Source organism: Sphingomonas panni (assembly GCF_022664435.1).
GTDB classification, from domain to species: Bacteria; Pseudomonadota; Alphaproteobacteria; order Sphingomonadales; family Sphingomonadaceae; genus Sphingomonas; species Sphingomonas panni.
On record NZ_JAKREU010000003.1, the window covers coordinates 254,522 to 274,444 of the forward strand.

At 67.9% G+C, this 19,923-nt stretch carries 16 protein-coding genes; 9 read left to right on the forward strand and 7 right to left on the reverse strand.

The window, feature by feature from the left end; genetic code table 11:
* Positions 1 to 105: 105 nt before the first annotated feature.
* Positions 106 to 1,521 (forward strand): DUF4139 domain-containing protein, encoded by a 1,416-nt coding sequence (locus MF609_RS08145; RefSeq protein WP_242415812.1) that lies wholly within the window; start codon positions 106 to 108, stop codon positions 1,519 to 1,521.
* Between the two features lie 476 nt (positions 1,522 to 1,997).
* Complete coding sequence (locus tag MF609_RS08150) at positions 1,998 to 3,368, forward strand: DUF4139 domain-containing protein (RefSeq protein WP_242415813.1); 1,371 nt, start codon at positions 1,998 to 2,000, stop codon at positions 3,366 to 3,368.
* A 669-nt stretch (positions 3,369 to 4,037) separates the two neighbouring features.
* Here the strand turns inward: MF609_RS08150 and MF609_RS08155 are convergent.
* Positions 4,038 to 7,433: an acyl-[ACP]--phospholipid O-acyltransferase gene (locus MF609_RS08155; RefSeq protein WP_242415814.1), complete on the reverse strand. Its 3,396-nt coding sequence runs from the start codon at positions 7,431 to 7,433 to the stop codon at positions 4,038 to 4,040.
* Positions 7,434 to 7,539: 106 nt separating this feature from the next.
* Positions 7,540 to 9,210 carry an MFS transporter gene (locus tag MF609_RS08160; RefSeq protein WP_242415815.1) on the reverse strand — a complete coding sequence of 557 codons (1,671 nt, stop codon included), beginning with the start codon at positions 9,208 to 9,210 and terminating at the stop codon, positions 7,540 to 7,542.
* A gap of 65 nt (positions 9,211 to 9,275) precedes the next feature.
* Here MF609_RS08160 and MF609_RS08165 point away from each other — a divergent pair, with 65 nt between their 5' ends.
* Entirely contained in the window at positions 9,276 to 9,602 is a 327-nt protein-coding gene (locus MF609_RS08165; RefSeq protein ID WP_242415816.1) for a DUF167 domain-containing protein, read from the forward strand.
* A gap of 237 nt (positions 9,603 to 9,839) precedes the next feature.
* Here the strand turns inward: MF609_RS08165 and MF609_RS08170 are convergent, their stop codons facing one another.
* From MF609_RS08170 to MF609_RS08180, 3 genes are read right to left on the reverse strand one after another with little or no spacing between them, the layout of a single operon-like run.
* Positions 9,840 to 11,003 carry a glutathionylspermidine synthase family protein gene (locus MF609_RS08170; protein WP_242415817.1) on the reverse strand — a complete coding sequence of 388 codons (1,164 nt, stop codon included), beginning with the start codon at positions 11,001 to 11,003 and terminating at the stop codon, positions 9,840 to 9,842.
* Entirely contained in the window at positions 11,003 to 11,746 is a 744-nt protein-coding gene (locus MF609_RS08175; protein ID WP_242415818.1) for a PspA/IM30 family protein, read from the reverse strand. Before MF609_RS08175 ends, MF609_RS08170 begins: the two co-directional genes overlap by 1 nt.
* 13 nt (positions 11,747 to 11,759) lie before the next feature.
* Entirely contained in the window at positions 11,760 to 12,191 is a 432-nt protein-coding gene (locus tag MF609_RS08180) for a YjfI family protein (protein ID WP_242415819.1), read from the reverse strand.
* Positions 12,192 to 12,284: 93 nt separating this feature from the next.
* Here MF609_RS08180 and MF609_RS08185 point away from each other — a divergent pair, with 93 nt between their 5' ends.
* Genes MF609_RS08185 through MF609_RS08200 form a run of 4 tightly spaced genes read left to right on the forward strand, consistent with a single transcriptional unit; the run spans position 12,285 to position 14,994 of the window.
* The gene (locus MF609_RS08185) at positions 12,285 to 13,289 is read left to right on the forward strand and encodes an ion channel (RefSeq protein WP_242415820.1); all 1,005 of its coding nucleotides are present in this window, start codon (positions 12,285 to 12,287) and stop codon (positions 13,287 to 13,289) included.
* Positions 13,286 to 13,924 (forward strand): DUF2491 family protein, encoded by a 639-nt coding sequence (locus MF609_RS08190; protein WP_242415821.1) that lies wholly within the window; start codon positions 13,286 to 13,288, stop codon positions 13,922 to 13,924. Before MF609_RS08185 ends, MF609_RS08190 begins: the two co-directional genes overlap by 4 nt.
* 27 nt (positions 13,925 to 13,951) lie before the next feature.
* Positions 13,952 to 14,365, forward strand: coding sequence for a DUF350 domain-containing protein (locus MF609_RS08195; protein WP_242415822.1), 414 nt, complete (start codon positions 13,952 to 13,954; stop codon positions 14,363 to 14,365).
* 11 nt (positions 14,366 to 14,376) lie between these two features.
* Complete coding sequence (locus MF609_RS08200) at positions 14,377 to 14,994, forward strand: DUF1190 domain-containing protein (RefSeq protein WP_242415823.1); 618 nt, start codon at positions 14,377 to 14,379, stop codon at positions 14,992 to 14,994.
* Positions 14,995 to 15,156: 162 nt separating this feature from the next.
* Here MF609_RS08200 and MF609_RS08205 read toward each other — a convergent pair whose 3' ends face one another.
* The gene (locus tag MF609_RS08205) at positions 15,157 to 15,627 is read right to left on the reverse strand and encodes a low molecular weight protein-tyrosine-phosphatase (RefSeq protein ID WP_242415824.1); all 471 of its coding nucleotides are present in this window, start codon (positions 15,625 to 15,627) and stop codon (positions 15,157 to 15,159) included.
* A gap of 220 nt (positions 15,628 to 15,847) precedes the next feature.
* Here MF609_RS08205 and MF609_RS08210 point away from each other — a divergent pair, with 220 nt between their 5' ends.
* Complete coding sequence (locus MF609_RS08210) at positions 15,848 to 17,926, forward strand: carbon starvation CstA family protein (RefSeq protein WP_419723072.1); 2,079 nt, start codon at positions 15,848 to 15,850, stop codon at positions 17,924 to 17,926.
* Positions 17,910 to 18,098, forward strand: a complete 189-nt coding sequence (locus MF609_RS08215; RefSeq protein ID WP_242415825.1) for a YbdD/YjiX family protein — start codon at positions 17,910 to 17,912, stop codon at positions 18,096 to 18,098. Before MF609_RS08210 ends, MF609_RS08215 begins: the two co-directional genes overlap by 17 nt.
* Positions 18,099 to 18,267: 169 nt before the next feature.
* Here MF609_RS08215 and MF609_RS08220 read toward each other — a convergent pair whose 3' ends face one another.
* Entirely contained in the window at positions 18,268 to 19,923 is a 1,656-nt protein-coding gene (locus tag MF609_RS08220; protein ID WP_242415826.1) for an MFS transporter, read from the reverse strand.

Consider the following 19,923-nt stretch of genomic DNA (forward strand, 5'->3'; position numbering starts at 1 on the left):
CGAAGCTGCTCGAACCAAGCGGGGAGGCAAAAAGGGCAAAACCTCCCGTCTTGCCAACGTAACATCCCCCCGCCACACTTGCGCGAAACAACGGGGGGATGCGCGATGAAACCGACCTGGCTGCTGCTGGCGAGCCTCCTCGCCCCCCTTCCCGCACTCGCGCAGGACGCCGCCACCCCGGCGGCGATCGCCCCCTCCGCACAGGGCGACGTGTCGGTCACCATCTATAACGGCGACGTCGCGCTCATCCAGGACGTCCGCCCGCTGTCGCTGAACAGCGGCACCGTGCGACAGGATTTCCCCGACGTCAGCGCGCAGATCCGCCCCGAAACCGTCTCGCTCGCCGTCCCCGATGCCCGCATCGTCGAACAGAATTTCGACTTCGACCTGCTCTCCCCCTCCAGCCTGATGGAAAAGGCGGTCGGCGAAACCATCACCCTGCTGCGCACCAACCCCGCGACCGGCGCGGAGACGCGCGAACGCGCCAGGGTGCTCGCGGTCAATGGTGGCGTCGTCCTCCAGATCGGCGACTGGATCGAGGTGCTGCGCGACGACGGCCTGCCGGTCCGCGCGATTTTCGACAAGGTGCCGCCGTCGCTGCGCGCCCGCCCCACCCTGTCGGTGACGCTCGACAGCAGCCGCGCCGGCACCCGCCCGGCAACCTTGTCCTATCTCAGCCGGGGTCTGGGCTGGAAAGCAGACTATGTCGCGCTGCTCGACCGCAGGAGCGGCACGATCGACGTACAGGGCTGGGTCACGCTGACCAACACCACCGGCACGACCTTCACCAACGCTCGCACGCTGCTGGTCGCGGGCGAGGTCGCTTCGAGCAGCGACGACCAGCAGATGTATCGGCCGAACCGCCCGCGCCGCCAGCCGGTGATGCAGCCCGGCACCGAGACCGCCAATCGCGAACAGCTCGGCGATTTCTACCTCTATCCGCTGCCCGAACGGACCACGATCGCCGACAAGCAGACCAAGCAGGTCAGCTTCCTCGACGTGAAGGGCACGCCCGCGACCAGCGGCTATCGCTTCGTCAACAACTGGCTCGGCACCACCGAACAGCCCGCCAGCGCGCAGAGCATCGTCCGCTTCAGCAACGCGGCGAAGGGCGGCTTGGGCGACGCGCTCCCCGCCGGCACGATCCGCGTCTATATGCGCGACGCGCGCGGCCAGCCGCAATTCACCGGCGAAGCGGCGATCGATCACACGCCGCAGGGGTCGAAGATCGCGCTGGCGACCGGCGACGCCTTCGACGTAAAGGTCCGCGCCGTCGTAGAGAGCCGCACCCGCCTCAACGCCAGCCGCTGGCAGACGAAGATGCGCTACACCCTGACCAACGCCACGCCCGCCGCGGTTACCATCGAACTGGCACAGGCCGGGCTGGACTGGAGCGACACCCGCATCCCCGAACAGAGCCGCCCGAGCGAGCGGGTCGATGCCGGACAGGCGGTATGGCAGGTGCCGGTCCCGGCCAACGGATCGGCCACCGTCACCGCGACGTTCGACACGCGCTACTGATGCGCGGGCCGCGCCGGTTTCGGCAGGCGAACGACCGCCCGCCCCGCACAATGCCGTACCCCCGCGCAGGCGGGGGTCCAGGGCCAAGCGCGCCGACGTCGGTCTTCGACAACGCTGCCCCCCCGCCTGCACGGGGGTACGGCCATCGCGGCGCCGCTACGCTCGCTGTCGCCGCCCTGCTGGCAACCACCGCGCCGCTGGCCGCCCGCAACCCGGCATCCACCCCCACCCGCACCCCGGCGAAGGCCGGGGTCCAGTCGGGGGACGCCGGTTATCGAACGCAACCCCCACCCAACTGGACCCCGGCCTCCGCTGGGGTACGCGATGATATTGGCACGGGCGGTCGTGCCACCTTCGGCGAACGCCGCTGGGATTCCACCGCCCCCGCCCCCCCCACGCCTACCGTCACCTCTCCCGCCCCGCAGACCGTCGCCGTCACCCTCTACCGCGCGCCCTTTCGCTCCGCCCGCGAAGCAATGAACCTACGCAATCTTCAGGGCTATGCACTGGTCACCGAAACCCGCCGCGTCAACCTGCCGCGCGGCCGCGCGGTGCTTCGCTTCGAAGGGGTCGCCGGCGGCATCATCCCGGTCAGCGCGGTCGTCGACGGCCTGCCCGGCGGCACGGTCGAAAAGAATCGCGATGCCCGCCTCCTCTCCCCCGCCGCGCTGGTCGACGGCACGCTCGGCAACCGCGTGACGCTGCGCCGCACCGACCGCGCGAGCGGCACGGTGCGCGAGGAGGAGGCGACCATCCTGTCCGGCCCGACCGGCGGCGTGGTCCTGCAGACGCCGAACGGCGTCGAAGCGCTGGGCTGTGCCGGCCTCGCCGACAGCCTGAAATACGCCCGCGTCCCCGCCGATCTCGCCGCCAGGCCGGTGCTGAGCGTCACCACCGACAGCCCGGCGCGGCGCACCGTGACCGTCCGCCTGTCCTATCTCGCCAGCGGGTTCGACTGGTCGGCCAGCTATGTCGGCACGCTCAACGGCGATCGGCTGGACCTGTTCGCCTGGACCACGCTCGCCAACGGCAATGCGGAGGGGTTCGCCGATGCCGAGGTACAGGTCGTCGCCGGCCGGCTGAACCGGCGATGGGTCGACCCGATCGCAGCGGCAGGCAGCCGGCTGCAACTGCGCTGCTATCCGCTGGGTACGACGACGTCGGATCTACGAACGCGCAGGTTCGAAGCGGCGGAGGAGATCGTCGTTACTGGTGCGCGACTACAACGCGTTTCCGCCCCACCGCCGGTCTACGCACCGGGGCCGCCCGCCCCGCCCGCTCCCATGGCGCCACCCGCGCCCGAAAATCTGGGCGACGTGAAACTCTACCGCATCCCCGGCCGCACCACCGTTGCGGCCAAGGGCCAGAAACAGGTCGCGCTGCTGCGGCAGGACGGCGTCGCCTATCGCCGGGTCTATCGCCGCCGCATTCCCATCGCCCAGCCGATCGACGGCGGCGCACTCGACATCGCGCTGCGGGTCAAGAACGACAAGGCCGCCGGCCTCGGCATTCCCCTTCCCGCCGGAACCACCGCGCTCTACGCGCCGCGCGGCGATAGCGCGCTGCTGATCGGCACCGGCACGATGACCGACCGTGCGGAGGGCGAAACGCTGCTGATCGGCGCGGGCAGCAGCCGGCAGGTGCAGGTGACCCAGACCCGGCTCGACAACCGCACCGCTCGCCTGACCGTCACCAATGCCCGCGCGGTTCCGGTCGATGTCGAGCTGCCGATCGGCGCCCCCGGCGGACAGGTCGACGCGCCGGGGCTGGAGCGGATCGACGGCATCCAGACGTGGCGGGTAACGGTTGCCCCCGGCGACACGGCGACGCTCGACTATCGCTATTGACGATCCCCCATCGTCACCCCGGGCTTGACCCGGGGTCTCGCTTGTCCCGCAACGCCGGTCAGGAAGCGCCCCGCAACATTATGGCGTGATGACAAAAGGTAGAACCGTTCGTGCTGAGCAGGGGGCCAGCCTGTCGAGAAGCGGGTCAGGTGAACCATACCCCACATGGTTCAGGATTGTCCGGGGGACAATCCGACCCGCCCCTTGTCGAGAACCCGCACCCCGCCCTTTCCTACACGCCACTCGGATGGCAGGATCGCCAACGCTCTTTCCCATCGTCCGCCCAACGTTGATCCACCGCCACCAAACCGTCACCCCAGCGAAGGCTGGGGTCTCCATCGGCTCCTGCGGTGCGCCATCGCCGGGCGATCCCAGCCTCCAGAGGATCGATCGACCTTCAACGCCCGTCCCCACCGTCATTCCCGCGCAGGCGGGAATCCATATCCGCTGACGTTTCGGCCGGAGCCGTGACCCCGGAACGATTGTCGAGACAGCCGAATGTCGATCGGGCGTAAGGATCGCCCAAACGCCGGCCACCATCCCGACATGACACGCGCGACAACCCAAAACGCCAACTTCCGGCCTGAAATTCACGACCAACCCATTGGCCGGAAACGAAAAGACCCGCCGCAAAAACCCGACGCCTCCCAACCTTCGCCAACTTCCGCGCTACCGGGCCGCCATCGCCCCCATCGTCACATAATCCAGCTTGCCCGTGCCCAGCACCGGCAGGTTCGCCACCACCCGCACGTCGCGTGGCAGCGCCAGTTCGGACACGCCGTTCGCCCGCCCCCATGCCGACAACGCCCCCGCCGCCGCGTCCGGCTGGGTGGTGAACAGCACCAGCTGCTCGCCCTTCTTCGCATCCGGCCGGGTCACCACCGCATGTTCGGCGCCCGGCCAGAGCTTCGCCGCATAGCCCTCGACCGCCGGCAACGACACCATCTCGCCGCCGATCTTGGCAAAGCGCTTGGCCCGCCCCCGGATCGTGACGAAGCCGCTGTCGTCGATGGTGACGATATCGCCGGTATCGTGCCACCCGTCCTCGGGCGGCTGCACCACGCCTGGCGCATCGACCTTCAGATACCCCGCCATCACGTTCGGCCCCCGGATCGCCAGCCGCGCGCCCTCTTCGATGCCCGGCACGCTGTCCAGCCGCGCCTCGATCCCCGGCAACAGCCGCCCGACGCTGCCGGCCTTGAAATGCATCGGCGTGTTGACCGCGATCACCGGGGCCGCCTCGGTCGCGCCATAGCCTTCCAGGATGCGCAGCCCGAACTTCTCGGCATAGACCGCGCGCGTCTCCGGCCGCACCCGCTCTGCGCCTGCAAAGATGTAGCGCAGCGCATAGAAGTCGTAGCCATGCGCCATCCGCGCATAGCCCGACAGGAAGGTATCGGTCCCGAACAGGATCGTCGCATTGGCGTCATAGGCAAGCGCCGGCACGATCCGGTAATGCAGCGGGCTGGGGTACAGCACCGTCTTCACCCCCGACAGGATCGGCAGCAGCGTACCGCCGGTCAGGCCGAAGCTGTGGAATACCGGCAGCGCGTTCAGCACCACGTCCGCCCGGTTGAAATCGATCCGCGACGACAGCTGCAGGCAGTTGGCCAGCAGGTTGCGGTGCGTCAGGACCACGCCCTTCGGCACGCCTTCCGACCCGCTGGTGAACAGGATGACCGCCGGCGCATCCGCCGCCACCCGCTGCCGCCGGTGCAGCCGTCCCGCCATGCGCGATCGGACCAGCGCCATGACTTTCGCCCCCGCGCCGATCTTCTCGCGAATATCCTCCAAATAGCGGATGGCGATCCCCTCGCCGGCCAGCGCCGCGACGACCTCGCCCAGCTTCGCCTGCTCGACGAACGCCCGCGCGGTCACCACCGTCCTGATCTGCGCCGCGGTACAGGCGGCCCGCAGATTGGCGAGGCCGGCGGTGTAGTTCAGCATCGCCGGCACCCGCCCCGTCGCCTGCAACGCAAAGAACGTCACGACCACGCCATTGACGTTGGGCAGCAGAACGCCGACCGCCTCGCCCTGCGTCGTCCCGACCGCCAGCGGTCGCGCCAGCGCCTGCGTGCCCGTAACCAGCCGGTCATAGGTCAGCGGCACGCGCTGCACATCCTCGACCACGCCCATCGCATGTCCATGCAGGTGCCGCGCATCGATCAGCGCATCGTACAGCGTGCGGTCGGTGTCCGACGTGGCGAAGATCATCTCGCTCATCACGTCATACAGTCGCCGCCCGGCAATCGCCCGCCGTTCGCGCGCGCTCATCCCCTCGGGCAGCGCGAACCGGCGCGGCGGCAGCACGGTCAGCTCGATCTTCGGGAACCAGTGCAGCCGCGCCTTGCCCTTCAGGCGGGAGAAGCGGCTATATTGCGCGCCGTCGATCCTGACCGGCACGATCGGCGCATCGGCGCGGTCGGCGACCATGCCGGGGCCGTCGAAGATCTTCATCAGCGCGCCGGTGACGGTGATCCGCCCCTCTGGAAAGATCACCAGCGTCCGCCCCTCGCGCACCGCCTTCACCATCGCCTTTGCCGACATCGGGTTGGTCGGGTCGACCGGAAAGGCGTCGAACAGCTTCAGCAGCGGCTGCATCCACCACGCCCGGGCAAAGCGGCTGTGGATCGCGAAGGTAGGCTTGCCCGGCAGGAACGCCGCGAGCAGCAGCCCGTCGAGGAACGATACGTGGTTCACGACCACCACCGCCCGCTCGCCCGGCGCCGGCATGTTCTCGGCACCATGCACCTCGACCCGGTACGCCAGCCGCAATGCCCAGCGCACGATGCCCTTGAACACCGTCTCGGGCAGCAGCCAGCACGAAATCAGCGCGATCGACAGCGTCGCGAAGCCCAACGCGCCGAAGATACCGGGCACGGTCGTGCCCCCCGCCAGCATCGCCGTCACCACCGCGACCATCAGCACGGTGACGATGGCGTTGATGACATTGTTCGCCGCGATGATCTGCGAGCGCTTTTCCGGCGCGCTCCACGTCTGGAGAATGGCGTAGAGCGGCACCACGAACACCCCGCCCGACAATGCGATGCCCGCCAGGTCGACCAGCAGATGCCAGCTGCCCGGCGTCGCGAGGAACGCGGTGATGTCCGCCCCCGGCGTCGCCACCACGAAGCGTCCGCTGGTCAGCCACAGGTCGATCAGGAACACCGCCAGCCCGATCGCGGCAACCGGCACGTACCGCGCCGACACCTCGCCCTTCAGCAGCCGGTTGACCAGCAGCGACCCCGCCGCAACCGACAGGCTGAACACCGCGAGGAACAGCGTCACCACCTCCGGCGCGGCGTTCAGCGTGCCGGCGACCAAAGGCGCGAACTCCGACAACACCACCGCACCGACCGAAAAGAACCAACTGATCCCGAGGATCGCCAGCCACACCCCCCGCCCGCCATGCGCCGCGCGCAGGATCGCGGCGGTGCTGCGAAACGGGTTCAGGTCGATCCGCATGTCCGGGGCCGCCGACGGCGCGCTCTGCACCATGAGCGCAGCGAGGAACCCCAGCACCGCGAAGCCGAACGCCGCCAAGCCCGCTTCCCAAGGCGGAATGATCCCGCCGAGCAACTGCCCCGTCAGGATCGCGACGAACGTCCCCGCCTCGACCAGCCCGGTGCCGCCCATCAGTTCATGGGGGCGCAGATGCTGCGGCAGGATCGAATATTTGACCGGCCCGAACACCGTCGAATGCACGCCCATCAGGAACAGGCAGGTCAGCAATACCGGCACCGATTCGAACCAGAAGCCGGCCAGCGCCAGCGCCATGATCGCGATCTCCGCGCCCTTCACCGCACGGATCAGCCACGCCTTGTTCCACGCATCCGCCATCTGCCCGGCCAGTCCTGAAAACAGGAAATAAGGCAGGATGAACAGGCCGGTGGAGATCGTCGCCAGCGTCGCCGCCTTCGCGGGATCGGCGCGGTACAGCGTGAAATTGGCGAGGAACAGCAACGCGAACTTCAGCAGATTGTCGTTCATCGCCGTCAGGAACTGCACGGTGAAGAGCGGTGCGTAGCGACGCCGGGTCAGCAGCGAGAAATCGGGTGCGGACATGTATTCCCCCTTGGCGGGTTCGACACCGGTTCGAACGCTAGGCCGCCATAGCCGCGATTCGAACCGTCCGCGTCAAGCTAGCAGAAAAATAACACTGTTCAATATATCAGCTGGAACGGGTCGGGTCGGTCATCGGATCGGCCATTTCGCGCGGAGTCGGCAGGCGGCTGATCGGCAGCGACCCGGTCTGGCGTTCGATCATGCGGTGGACGCGGGGGGCGTCGTCGCCCCGGTGGAGCGCCAGCAGCGCCTCGCTGTTCGCGCGGTCCGCCTCGGTGCGGCGCTGGTTATGGCGGATGTAATCGAGCCAGGTGGACACATGATAGCGCTCGATCCACAATTCGGGATCGTTCAGGTCGCGCAGCAAAGCCCAGTGATGCGCCCCGTCGCGCCGCCGGATGCGCCGCCGTTCGTTCATCACGTTCAGGAACGTCATCACGTCCTGCGCCGCGATGCGGTAATCGATCGTGACGACGACCGGCCCCGACCGCGCCTCCACCGGCACCTCGGTATCGGGCGTTTCCCAGCCGCGTGGGGCAAGATTCGCGGTCTCGATATCGCGCAGCGGCAGCTTCAGTCCCGCGACGACGCTCAGCATCTGGACCCCGGCGGCGGTCAACAGCGCGGTCTGCACGCCGCGCCCTTCGGCGATCGATCCGAACAGCCAGCTGCCCAGCGTCATGCCGCCGAACGCCGCCATCTGGTACAGCGCCAGCGCGCGGGCGACTACCCAGCGGGGGGCGGCCATCTGCACCGATACGTTGAACGTGCTGAGCGCCGCGACCCACCCCGCCCCCGCCAGAACCAGTGCCGCCATCGTCAGCGGCAACCACGGGCTGAGCGCCGCGACCGCCCCGCCCGCCGACAACGCCGTGGCGGCGACCCGCACCAGCTTTTCGGGCGCCCAGCGCCGCCGCAGCCGCACGCTGGTCAACGCCCCGCCGACCGCGCCCGCCCCGAACGCGCCCAGCAGCGCGCCATAGGTCAGCGGCCCGCCGGTCACCAGGTCGCGCGCGACCAGCGGCATCATCGCCGGCACCGCGCTGGCCGCAATGCCGAACAGCGCCGCGCGCAGCAGCACGGTACGCAGCGACGGCGACATGCGGACGTAGCGCACCCCGGCGGCCATCGCGAGGCCCAGCGTCTCGCGCGGCAACAGGCGCGGGGCATAGTCCGGCTTCCACCGCGCCAGCACCGCGATCAGCCCGATATAGCTGAGCGCATTGGTCAGGAACGCCGCCGCCGCCCCCGCCGCCGCGACGATCGCGCCACCCAGTGCCGGCCCGACGCTGCGCGCGATGTTGAACCCCATCGAATTGAGCGCGACCGCGCTGGGCAACACGCTCCTCGGCACCATGTCGCCGACCGATGCCTGCCATGCCGGTCCGTTGATTGCCGTCCCACACCCGATCAGGAAGGTGAACGACAGCAGCAGCCACGGACTGAGCAGCCCCATCCACGCGCACACCGCCAGCGCGACCGACACGAGCAGCATGAAGCTCTGCGCCGCCAGCATCACCCGCCGCCGGTCGAGATTGTCGGCGACCGCACCGGCCCAGAGCGACAACAGCATGATCGGCAGCGTCGTCGACGCCTGGACCAGCGCGATCATCTGCGGCGACGCCGCCAGCGACGTCATCATCCACGACGCGCCGACCGACTGGATCAGCCCGCCGAAATTCGACGCCATCGACGCGATCCAGATGGCGCGAAAGATCGGGATCGACAGCGGGGAACTATGCGTCGCGGTCACGCCGGGTGCGGGGGTCGATGCCATGACGGGTGAATGCGGCAAGCGCCGCTTTGTGCCAAGCGACTTGCATCGCGGTCCGGGGACGCGGCATGGGTCCGGCGATGCGCAATCCCTTCACCCTCGACGCGACCGGCGCAACGCTCACGATCCGCGTGACGCCAAAAGCCTCGAAGACGGCGGTGACGGGCGTCGTCGCGCTGGAAGGCGACGCGACCGCGCTCGGCCTGCGCGTTGCCGCCCCGCCGGTCGACGGCGCGGCGAATGAAGAGGTCGTGCGGTTCGTGGCGAAGGCGTTGGGGGTCGGCCGCGGGTCGGTGACGCTGGTCACAGGGCAGACCAGCCGGGTGAAACGGTTGCGGATTGTAGGCGATGCGGTGGCTTTGGAGGCGGGGCTAAGGGCGCTCATTCCCGCCTGACCCCATCGTCATTCCCGCGCCCCAATCGTCATTCCCGCGCAGGCGGGAATCCATACACGCAACGCCACGGCTCCATCACGACCGTCAGCGGCAATGGGTTCCCGCCTGCGCGGGAACGACGAAACAGCCCCTCCGTCATCCCGGCGAAGGCCGGGATCCATGGATACGGCCCCGCCGCCCTTCCATCGAGAACACCCGACACAATGGATTCCGGCCTACGCCGGAATGACGACGTGCTCAAACAATCGCATGCGGCACGAACCGCGCCAGATCGCGCGTGATCGGCCCGTCATCCTCGCGCACCGACAGCGCCACCGCCTCGTCGCCGACGATCCACGATCCGATCACCGCATGATTGCCGTCGAACACCGGCAGCGCGCTGAGCGCCTGCACGACATGCCCTTCCTCGCCATAGCCGCCGTCCGGCCCGCGCGCGGTGGTCGCGCCGTCGACCAGCTCGATATCCCACCCCTCGCGCGAAAAGATCGGCTTGCGCACATAGGCATCGCCGATCTCCGCCAGCGCCGCCGTATCGTCGGCAAAGGCGGCGGGCAGCAGATTGGGATGCCCCCGGTGCCGCTGCCACAACAGCGGCAATATTCCCTTGTTCGACAACAGCGCCTTCCACGCCGGTTCGAGGAACAGCGTCTTCGTCGCCGCCAGCTGCTTGGCATAGGGTTCGCGCAGCATATCCTCCCACGGATACAGCTTGAACAGCGCGCCGATCAGCACGTCGTCGCCATCGACGAACGCACCGTCGCCGTCGACCCCGATCCGGTCGATCGCGACGAACGCCGGGTCCAGTCCCGCCTGCCGCGCGACATCCTCCAGATAGCGGACCGTCTGGCGATCCTCGACATGATCGTCGACCGACGCGAAATGCACCGTGCTGCCACGGGTGAACAGCGCGCCGAACCGTTCGACCAACGCATCGTGCAGCCGGTTATACTGGTCGGCTCCCGCCGGCAGCGTGCCGTCGGCGATGCGATCCTCCAGCCACTGCCACTGGAACAGCGCGGTCTCGAAAATGCTGGTCGGCGTATCGGCGTTATATTCGAGCAGCTTGGCCGGACCGGTCCCATCAAAGGCGAAGTCGAACCGTCCATAGAGCGACGGCGCATGGGCACGCCACGATGCCGCCACCACGTCGCGCATGTCCTGCGGGATGGCGAGCCGGTGCATCAGCGCATCGCTGCCGACCACCTCGTCCACCAGATCGCGGCACATTCCGTGCAGCTCGGCGCTAGGCCCCTCGATCCCCTGTTCCACCTCGTCGAGCGAGAAGGCGTACCACGCCTCCTCCTCCCAATATTTCTGTCCGTCCTGATGGTGGAAGGTGAATCCCATCCGCTCGGCGGTCGCCCGCCAGTCGGGACGGGGGGCGACCGTGCGGCGTTCCATCAATCGCGCCCGATCGTCCCGCCGTCGCGCGTGCCGTCCGACAGGCGCGGCGCGGCGTCCTTGGGCTGCGACAGCCGCGCGAGGATGTCATCGGCGCTCGACGATCCGGGCAGCAGTCCGGCCGCCTTCAGCTTGGCGTCGAGATCGGCGCCGGTGCGCATGTCCTCCAGCTCGGCCGACGCGCGGAACTTCTCCTCGCGGATCGCCTGCCGTTCCTTCAGCCGCGCGAGGCTGTCCGCCGCCGATCCCAGCGAGGATGCCGCACCGCCATAGCTGCTGGCGACCGAGGCCTGCGCCTTCTGCACGCTCTCGTTCGCGCGGACGACGTCGACCTCACGACGCAGCGCGTCGATCTTGCCGTCGCCCGTCTTGATGATGGCGCGAATCTTGTCCTCGGCCGCGCGCATGTCGGCGATCTGCGGCGTCTTGAGCGTCGCCTCGCTCTCGATCGTCGCCAGCCGCTCGGCGACTTCGCGCGCGAGGTCCATATCGCCGCGGGCCATCGCCGCACGCGCCGACGATTCGTACTTCTCACGCTGCGAGGTTAGCGCCTCCAGCTCCTTTTCGATCATCCGCCGCTTGGCGGTCAGCGTCGCCAGATCGTCGCGCGCCTTCGCCTGCAGCGTGCCCGCATCGCGGATCTGCTGGTCGAGGATCGTCAGCGCCTTTGCGTCGACGATCGACTGGCCGGTTTCATGCGCGGTGCCGCGAACCAGCGCGACCAGATTCTTCCACATCGACATCGACTAAACTCCGTTACGCGGCAAATTCGGTGCGCAGCTCGGACGCCGCCTCGATCGCATTTTGCGCCAGCACGCGCAGTTCGATCAGCACGGTACGCAGCGACGATTCGACCGACAGCTCACCCACCAGTTCATAATATTCGCGTCCGCCGACTTCGGCGATGGCGAAATTCGACAGCGGGACCAGCTTCTGCGTTTTCAGCAGGAACCGGTTGAACGCGTGCTGGTCCGCCTGTTCTTCGACCGGCCACAGCAGCGACGACACGATGATCTGCTCGCCCGCGACCGAGGCGAAGATGGCGAGGTCGCCGAAATGGTGCATGGTGACCTTAAGGACCGGTTCGGCCTGCTCGATCCGCTCGACGCTCAGTTCGTCGGCAAACTCGGCGCCACGCAAGGCATCGGCCAGGCCTGTGGTCGTCCAGCTACGGGGTGCGTCGTCCATTCATCCCTCCGAAACGCGGCCGGTGTGTTGGCCGTGCTTGACACCCCAAGCATAAGGCGCGACCAAAAAGCAAGGCGCGGGGGCAGTCGAGGAATGAAGCCATTCAATCTGGGCACGTATCTTCGCCGGCTCTATCTCGCGGCCAGCGAGCTGCATCGCGGCGTGCTGTTCGCGCTGCTGGTGCTGCACATGACGATTTCGTGGGAACTGCTGTCGTTCGCGGGCGAAACCGACCTGCTGCGCCCCTCCGCCTATCTCTACTGGTATGCGACCACCGCCTCGACGGTCGGCTATGGCGACCTGTCGCCGAAATCGGACATGGGCCGGATCGTCACCGCGCTGTTCGTCATGCCCGGCGCGATCGCGTTGTTCACCGTGTCGATCGCCCGCGTCTTTGCCGGGGTGTCGGCGCGCTGGCGGCGACGGCGCATGGGGCTGGGGGACTATAGCGCGATGCGTGGCCATATCGTCCTGGTCGGCTACGATCCCGAGCGCACGCCGCGCATGATCGCCGAGATCGTCGCCGACGGGCAGGGTCACGAACTGGTGCTGGTCGCGACGCAGGAGCTGTCGGGCGACGCCGCAACGCACCGCTTCGTCCGCGTGCCCTCGCTGACCGCGCCTGCCGACCTGCGCCGCGCCGGCGTCGCCACCGCCGAGCGGGTGATCGTCTATGGCCCGTCCGACCCCGATACGCTGGCGGCGACGCTGGCGGTCACCGCGCTCAACGACACAGGCCATGTCGTCTGCTTCCTGCGCGATGCCGACACCGCCGGGCTGCTCGCCGCGCATTGCCCGCAGGTCGAGGTGGTGCTGACCCCCACCGTCGAACTGGTGGTGAAGGCGCTGAGCGACCCCGGCTCCAGCCGCCTGATCGCCCAGCTTGCCAGCCATACCGACGATGGCGGCACGCTCTATGCCACCACCGCCCGCACCGCGGGCAGCTTCGACGATGCGGCCCGCGATCTGCGCGCCCGCGGCGGAATTTTGGTCGCCAGCTGTGGCGCCGGACAGAATTCGCCTTTATTCGACCCCGACGGTCAGGTCGCGGCCGGCGACCGGCTGTTCTACATCGCGCGCACAAGGATCGCGGCATGATTTTCGGCAGCCTGTTCGGCGGCGCTCCCAAGGACGAAACCCCCGCCGTGGCGGTGGTCCGCAACATCACCATCGGACGACAGGTGCGACTGGACGCGCTCGCGTGGCGGCGGCTGACCGGTGCCGCCTTCACTCTCGAGCGCGACACGCTGGAAATCACCGCACAGGGGCTGATCCGGCTGGACGATGGCAGCCATGTCCACCGTTTCTACACCGATGACGAACTGATGCTGCAGGCGGTCAGCCAGCGCGCCGACGGATCGGACGCCGACGACTTCACCCTGTTCCGGCCATGGTCGTCGACCTATCCGACCGACTGGGCCGATACCGGCGCGTTCCGCAACCGCCTGTCGCAGCCGGTGTGGGACGAACCCGGCCTCGCCCGCTTCGACCGCTTCTGGTATCCCGACGACGACCGGGTGCAGCCGCCGGTCGAACTATGGGAAGCGGTGTATGAGGAACGCACCGGCCGCCCGGTCCGCCACATCAAGCAGGCCTGTATGCTCTATGCCCGCGAAGTCCCGCCTGAGGGGCAGGAGCTGCTGCTGGCGCTGGCGATGCAGCCCGAGGGCGGCGACCTGACGCACGAGATCATGGTCGGGCTGCCGCTGCTGCCCGCCGAATTCAACGCCTGAGCCTTAGCGACCGACAGGGGGATCGGAATGTTCGATATTGCCTATTTCACGAACGGCGCGGTGCATTTCATCGTCGCGTTCGGCCTGGCGTGCCTGTTCCTGACCATCTTCAAATGGCTGTATCAGGTCTCCACCCCCTATGACGAACGTGCGCTGATCGCCGCCAACAACACCGCCGCCGCCGTGGCGCTGGGCGGGGCGATCATCGGCTTCGCCCTCCCCCTCGCCTCCGCGCTGGAGGTGACCGGCAGCATCGTCGAATTCGCCGCCTGGGGCCTGTTGGCGGGCATGATCCAAATCGTCGCCGCCTTCATCATCCGCCGCGTCGTCGTGCGCGACATGGCGCAGCGGATCGAAGCCGGCAACATCGCCAGCGCGATCTACAGCGCGGCGACCTCGATCGGCGTCGGCCTGCTCAACGCCGCGTCGATGACCTATTGAAGGGCTACCCCATGACCAATCAGCCCCCCCGCCGCAAACGCTCGGTCGCTGCCGGCCTGACCGCCGTCGGCGCGGTCGCGATGCTGTCGGGCTGCGACGACAATAACGATCAGGCGCGTTTCGGCCCCCCGACCGAGGTCGCCGCATTCCAGACGGTGCAGCAATGCGTCGACAGCGGCCAGTATGACCGCGACACCTGCGTCGCCGCGCAGCAAAAGGCGTTCAACGACGACGGCAAGGCCGCGCCGCGCTTCGACAGCCAGCAACTGTGCGAGGAACAGTTCGGCGCCGCCCAGTGCCAGCGCCGCAGCGAAGGCGGACAGAGCTTCTTCACGCCCCTGCTGACCGGCTTCCTGATCGGGCAGATCCTCAACAACAATTCGGCGCGCTACAATTATGGCGGCCTGTACCGCAGCCAGCGCGACGGCGGCTGGTACACGCCGGGCGGCGCCTATCTCAGCCCCAGCAGCGGCTATCGCTACAATGTCGGCAGCAAGGCGATCACGACCCCGGTCACGACCCAGCGCATCCAGACGCGCAGCTCGGTCGTCTCGCGCGGCGGCTTCGGCGGCCGGGTGAGCGCGCGCTCCAGCGGCGGCTGGGGCGGCGGTCGTTCGTTCGGGGGGTAGAGCGCCCCGACCCCTGTCGCTGCCAACCGCGCACGTCACCCCAGCGCAGGCTGGGGTTTCCCGGTAAAAGCGCGGGACAGGAACCGCGAGAGACCCCAGCCTTCGCTGGGGTGACGCGCGTGGTCGCGCCGGGGTGACGTTCGGGGTCGTGGCGTCGCGGGATCAGCGTAAGCCCGCCACGATCGCCTCCGCCGCCGCCGACACATCGGCCCAAGTCACCTCGAACCCCGCCGCATCGCCATAATAGGGGTCGGCCACCGCCTGCCCCTTCCGCCCCGGCACCGCGTCCATCAACAGGCCGATCCGCGCGGTCGCATCGCTCGGCGCCCGCCGCCGCAGCTCGACCAGATTGTCCTTGTCCAGCGCGAGGATGTCGGTGAACCGCCGATAATCCGCCGCTTCCACCTGCCGCCCGCGATAGCCCGAAATGTCGATGCCATGCGCCAGCGCCACCGCCTGCGACCGCGGATCGGGCGGGTTGCCGACATGCCATGCCCCGGTCCCGGCCGAATCGACCGCGATCGCCACCCCGGCCCGCGCCGCCGCATCGCGCAACGCCGCCTCTGCGAGGGGCGAGCGACAGATATTGCCGAGGCAGACGAGCAGGAACGAGCGGTCGGATGGTAGTGACATATTTTTCCTCTAACCGTTTAGTTCGAGCAGCTTCGAGCGAAGTCGAGAAGCGTCCGTCGAGAACCCGGTTCCTTGGGGCAACCCCTTCTCGACTTCGGTTCTCGACAGGCTCGAACCTGCGCTCGAAGCAAACGGATGTGCCGGATTCGCTCAAATCACGAAACCCATGGCATCCCCCGCCCCCTTGCGCCAATACTCTCCCGAAACAGGGGAGAGGCCGATGGCAACAGCAGTCACACCGATCGCACCGAAGTCAGCGCTCGAATGGCTCGGCTGGGCAGCGGTCGCGATCGTCGGCGCGGTCGCGCTCGGCTGGATCGCGCTGATGCGCGGCGAGCCGGTCAACGCGCTGTGGATCGTCGTCGCATCGCTCTGCGTCTACGCCATCGCCTATCGCTTCTACGGCCTCTTCATCGCCAGCCGCGTGCTGCGCGTCGATCCGTCCCGCCCGACCCCGGCGGTGCGGCGCGACGACGGCCTCGACTATGTTCCCACGCACAAGGGCGTGCTGTTCGGCCATCACTTCGCCGCCATCGCCGGTGCCGGTCCACTGGTCGGCCCGGTCCTTGCCGCACAGATGGGCTATCTCCCCGGCACGCTCTGGCTGCTGGCCGGGGTCGTGTTCGCCGGCGCGGTGCAGGATTTCCTGATCCTCTATTTCTCCACTCGCCGCGACGCGCGGTCGCTCGGCGACATGATCCGCAGCGAGATGGGGCTGATCCCCGGCACCATCGCATTGGTCGGCGTGCTGATGATCATGGTCATCCTGCTGGCGGTGCTGGCGCTGGTGGTGGTCAAGGCGCTGACCGGCAGCCCATGGGGCACTTTCACCGTCTTCGCGACGATCCCGATCGCGATACTGATGGGCCTCTATGGCCGCTTCCTGCGCCCCGGCAAGATCGCCGAAATGTCGCTGATCGGCTTCGTCCTGCTGATGGCCGCGATCGTCGGCGGGGAGCCGGTGGCGCATTCGCCGGTCTTCGCGCCGATGTTCACCTATTCCGGCACGGCGCTGGCGCTGATCCTGATGGCCTATGGCTTCGTCGCCTCGGTCGTGCCCGTCTGGCTGCTGCTCGCCCCGCGCGACTACCTGTCGACCTTCCTCAAGATCGGGGTGATCGCCGGCTTGGCACTCGGCATCCTCTATGTCCGCCCCGATTTGCAGATGCCCGCCGTCACCCATTTCATCGACGGCACCGGCCCGGCCTTTTCGGGCAAGCTCTTCCCGTTCCTGTTCATCACCATCGCCTGCGGTGCCGTCTCCGGCTTCCACGCCCTGATCGCCAGCGGCACCACGCCGAAGATGGTCGCGAGCGAGGCCGACCTGCGCTTCATCGGCTATGGCGCGATGCTGACCGAAAGCTTCGTCGCGATCATGGCGCTGATCGCTGCCTGCGTCCTCGACCCCGCCGTCTATTTCGCGATGAATGCCCCCGCCGCCCTGATCGGCACCACCGCCGACAGCGCGGCGCAGGCGATCGCGAACTGGGGCTTCGTCATCACCCCCGACATGCTGACCCAGCTGGCGCGCGACGTCGGCGAAACCAGCATCCTGTCGCGCGCGGGCGGGGCGCCGACGCTGGCGGTCGGCATGGCGCACATCCTGTCCCAGGTGATCGGCGGACAGGCGATGATGGCCTTCTGGTACCACTTCGCCATCCTCTTCGAAGCCTTGTTCATCCTGACCACGGTCGATGCCGGCACCCGCGTCGCCCGCTTCATGATCCAGGACCTGCTCGGCAGCTTCGTGCCCGCCATGAAGGAGACGCAGAAGCTCGGCCCCAACCTGATCGGCACCGCGCTCGCCGTCGCGGCATGGGGGTATTTCCTCTACAGCGGCGTCACCGATCCGCTGGGTGGCATCAACACGCTGTGGCCGCTGTTCGGCATCTCGAACCAGATGCTCGCCGCCATCGCGCTGATCCTGTCGACGGTGCTGCTCTTCAAGATGAAGCGCGACCGCTATGCATGGGTGACGATGGTCCCGACCGCATGGCTGCTGATCTGCACGCTGACCGCCGGCTGGCAGAAGCTGTTCGACGCCAATCCGAAGATCGGCTTCCTCGCCCATGCCGACGTCTTTTCCGAAGCCCTGGCGCGCGGCGAAATCCTCGCCCCCGCCAAGACGGCGGCGGAGATGCAGCGGATCATCCTCAACGACCGCATCGACGCCGCGCTGTGCGTGCTGTTCATCGTCGTCGTGCTGTCGATCCTCGCCTACGGCATCGGCGCGATCCGCAAGGCGAAGGCATCGCCCGTCCCGACCGCGCAGGAGGTCGGCGATGCCCTTCCTGCATAAGCTCGCCGAAACCGCGCGGTTGATGGTCGGCGTCCCCGACTACGACCGCTATGTCGCGCACCGGGCGGCGCATCATCCGGGCGAACCGGTGATGAGCGTCAAGGAATTCCACCGCGACCGCATCGCACGGCGCTACGGCACCGGCCCCGGCGCCCCGCCGCGTTGCTGCTGACAGCACCGGCCACACCGCCCGCGCCTTCACCAAACACGTCACCCCAGCGCAGGCTGGGGTCTCTCGCGGCTCCTGCCCCGCCTGACAACCGGGAGATCCCAGCCTGCGCTGGGATGACGTGCGTGGGGCAGGTACAAAAACCCCTCCCTTTTCAGGAAGGGGCGCATTCTCAATCCCGGATATTCCGCCGGAACGTCTCCGGCAGGAACAGCACGCCCAGCACCAAAGTCACCACCGCCAGCACCACCGGATACCACAGCCCGTAATAGATATCCCCGGTCGCCGCGACCATCGCGAAGGCCGTGGTCGGCAGGAACCCGCCGAACCAGCCATTGCCGATATGATAGGGCAGTGACATCGACGTATAGCGGATGCGGCTGGGGAACAGCTCGACCAGCAGCGCCGCGATCGGGCCATAGACCATGGTCACCAGGATCACCATGAACCACAGGATCAGTACCACCAGCGGCTTGTCGATCGCCGCCGGATCGGCCTTGGCCGGATAGCCGGCTGCGCTGAGCGCCGCCGCGACTTCGCCCTGATACGCCGTGATCGCCGCCGCGCGTTCCGCGCCCGTCACCTTCGACGGATCGGGCGCGACCAGCACCCGGTCGCCTACCGCCACGCTGGCGATGGTGCCCGCCGGTGCCTCGACATTGGTATAGCTGATGCCGTTCTTCGCCAGATAGGATTTGGCGATGTCGCAGCTCTTCGCATCGAACTTGTTGCGCCCGATCGGGTCGAACTGGACCGAGCAATCCTCGTCATGTGCGCTCACCCGCACCGGCGATGCCACCTGCGCGGCGGCCAGCGCCGGGTTGGCGGCATTGGTCAGCGCGCCGAACAGCGGGAAATAGGTCAGCGCGGCGATGGCGCACCCGCCCATGATGATCCATTTCCGCCCGATCTTGTCCGACAGCCAGCCGAAGAACACGAAGAACGGCGTACCCAGCGCCAGTGCGATGGCCAGCAGCACGTTCACCGTCGCGCCGTCGACCTTCATCATCTTTTCGAGGAAGAACAGGACGTAGAACTGCCCGGTATACCACACCACCGCCTGACCCATCGCCGCGCCGAACAGCGCGATCAGCACGACCTTAAGGTTCGGCCAGCGCAGGAACGCCTCGGTCAGCGGCGCCTTCGACGTCTTGCCCTCTTCCTTCATCTTCAGGAACACCGGGCTTTCCGACAGCTGCAGCCGGATCCACATCGACACGCCCAGCAGCAGGATCGACACGAGGAACGGCAGCCGCCACCCGAACCCGCCGAACGTCTCCTCGCCCAGCGCCGTACGGAACCCGATCACGACCAGAAGTGCCGCAAACAGCCCCATCGTCGCCGTCGTCTGGATGAAGCTGGTGTACAGCCCCCGCTTCCCGTCGGGCGCATGCTCCGCAACATAGGTCGCAGCACCACCATATTCACCGCCGAGCGCCAGACCCTGCACGATCCGCAGCAGCACCAGGATGATCGGCGCGGCCACGCCGATGCTGGCATAGGAGGGGAGAAGGCCCACCGCAAAGGTCGACAGGCCCATCAGCCCCATCGTCACCAGAAACGTGTTCTTGCGCCCGACCAGATCGCCGATCCGCCCGAACACCAGCGCGCCGAACGGCCGCACCGCGAAACCGGCCGCAAACGCGCCCAGCGCGAGGATGAACCCGGTCGTCTCGTTCACGCCCGAAAAGAACTGCTTCGAGATATAGCTCGCCAGCAACCCGTACAGGTAGAAGTCGTACCATTCGAACACGGTGCCGAGCGACGACGCCGCGATCACCAGCTTCTCGTTCTGGCCCTTGTGGGGCACGGCTACAGCCTCTGCCAT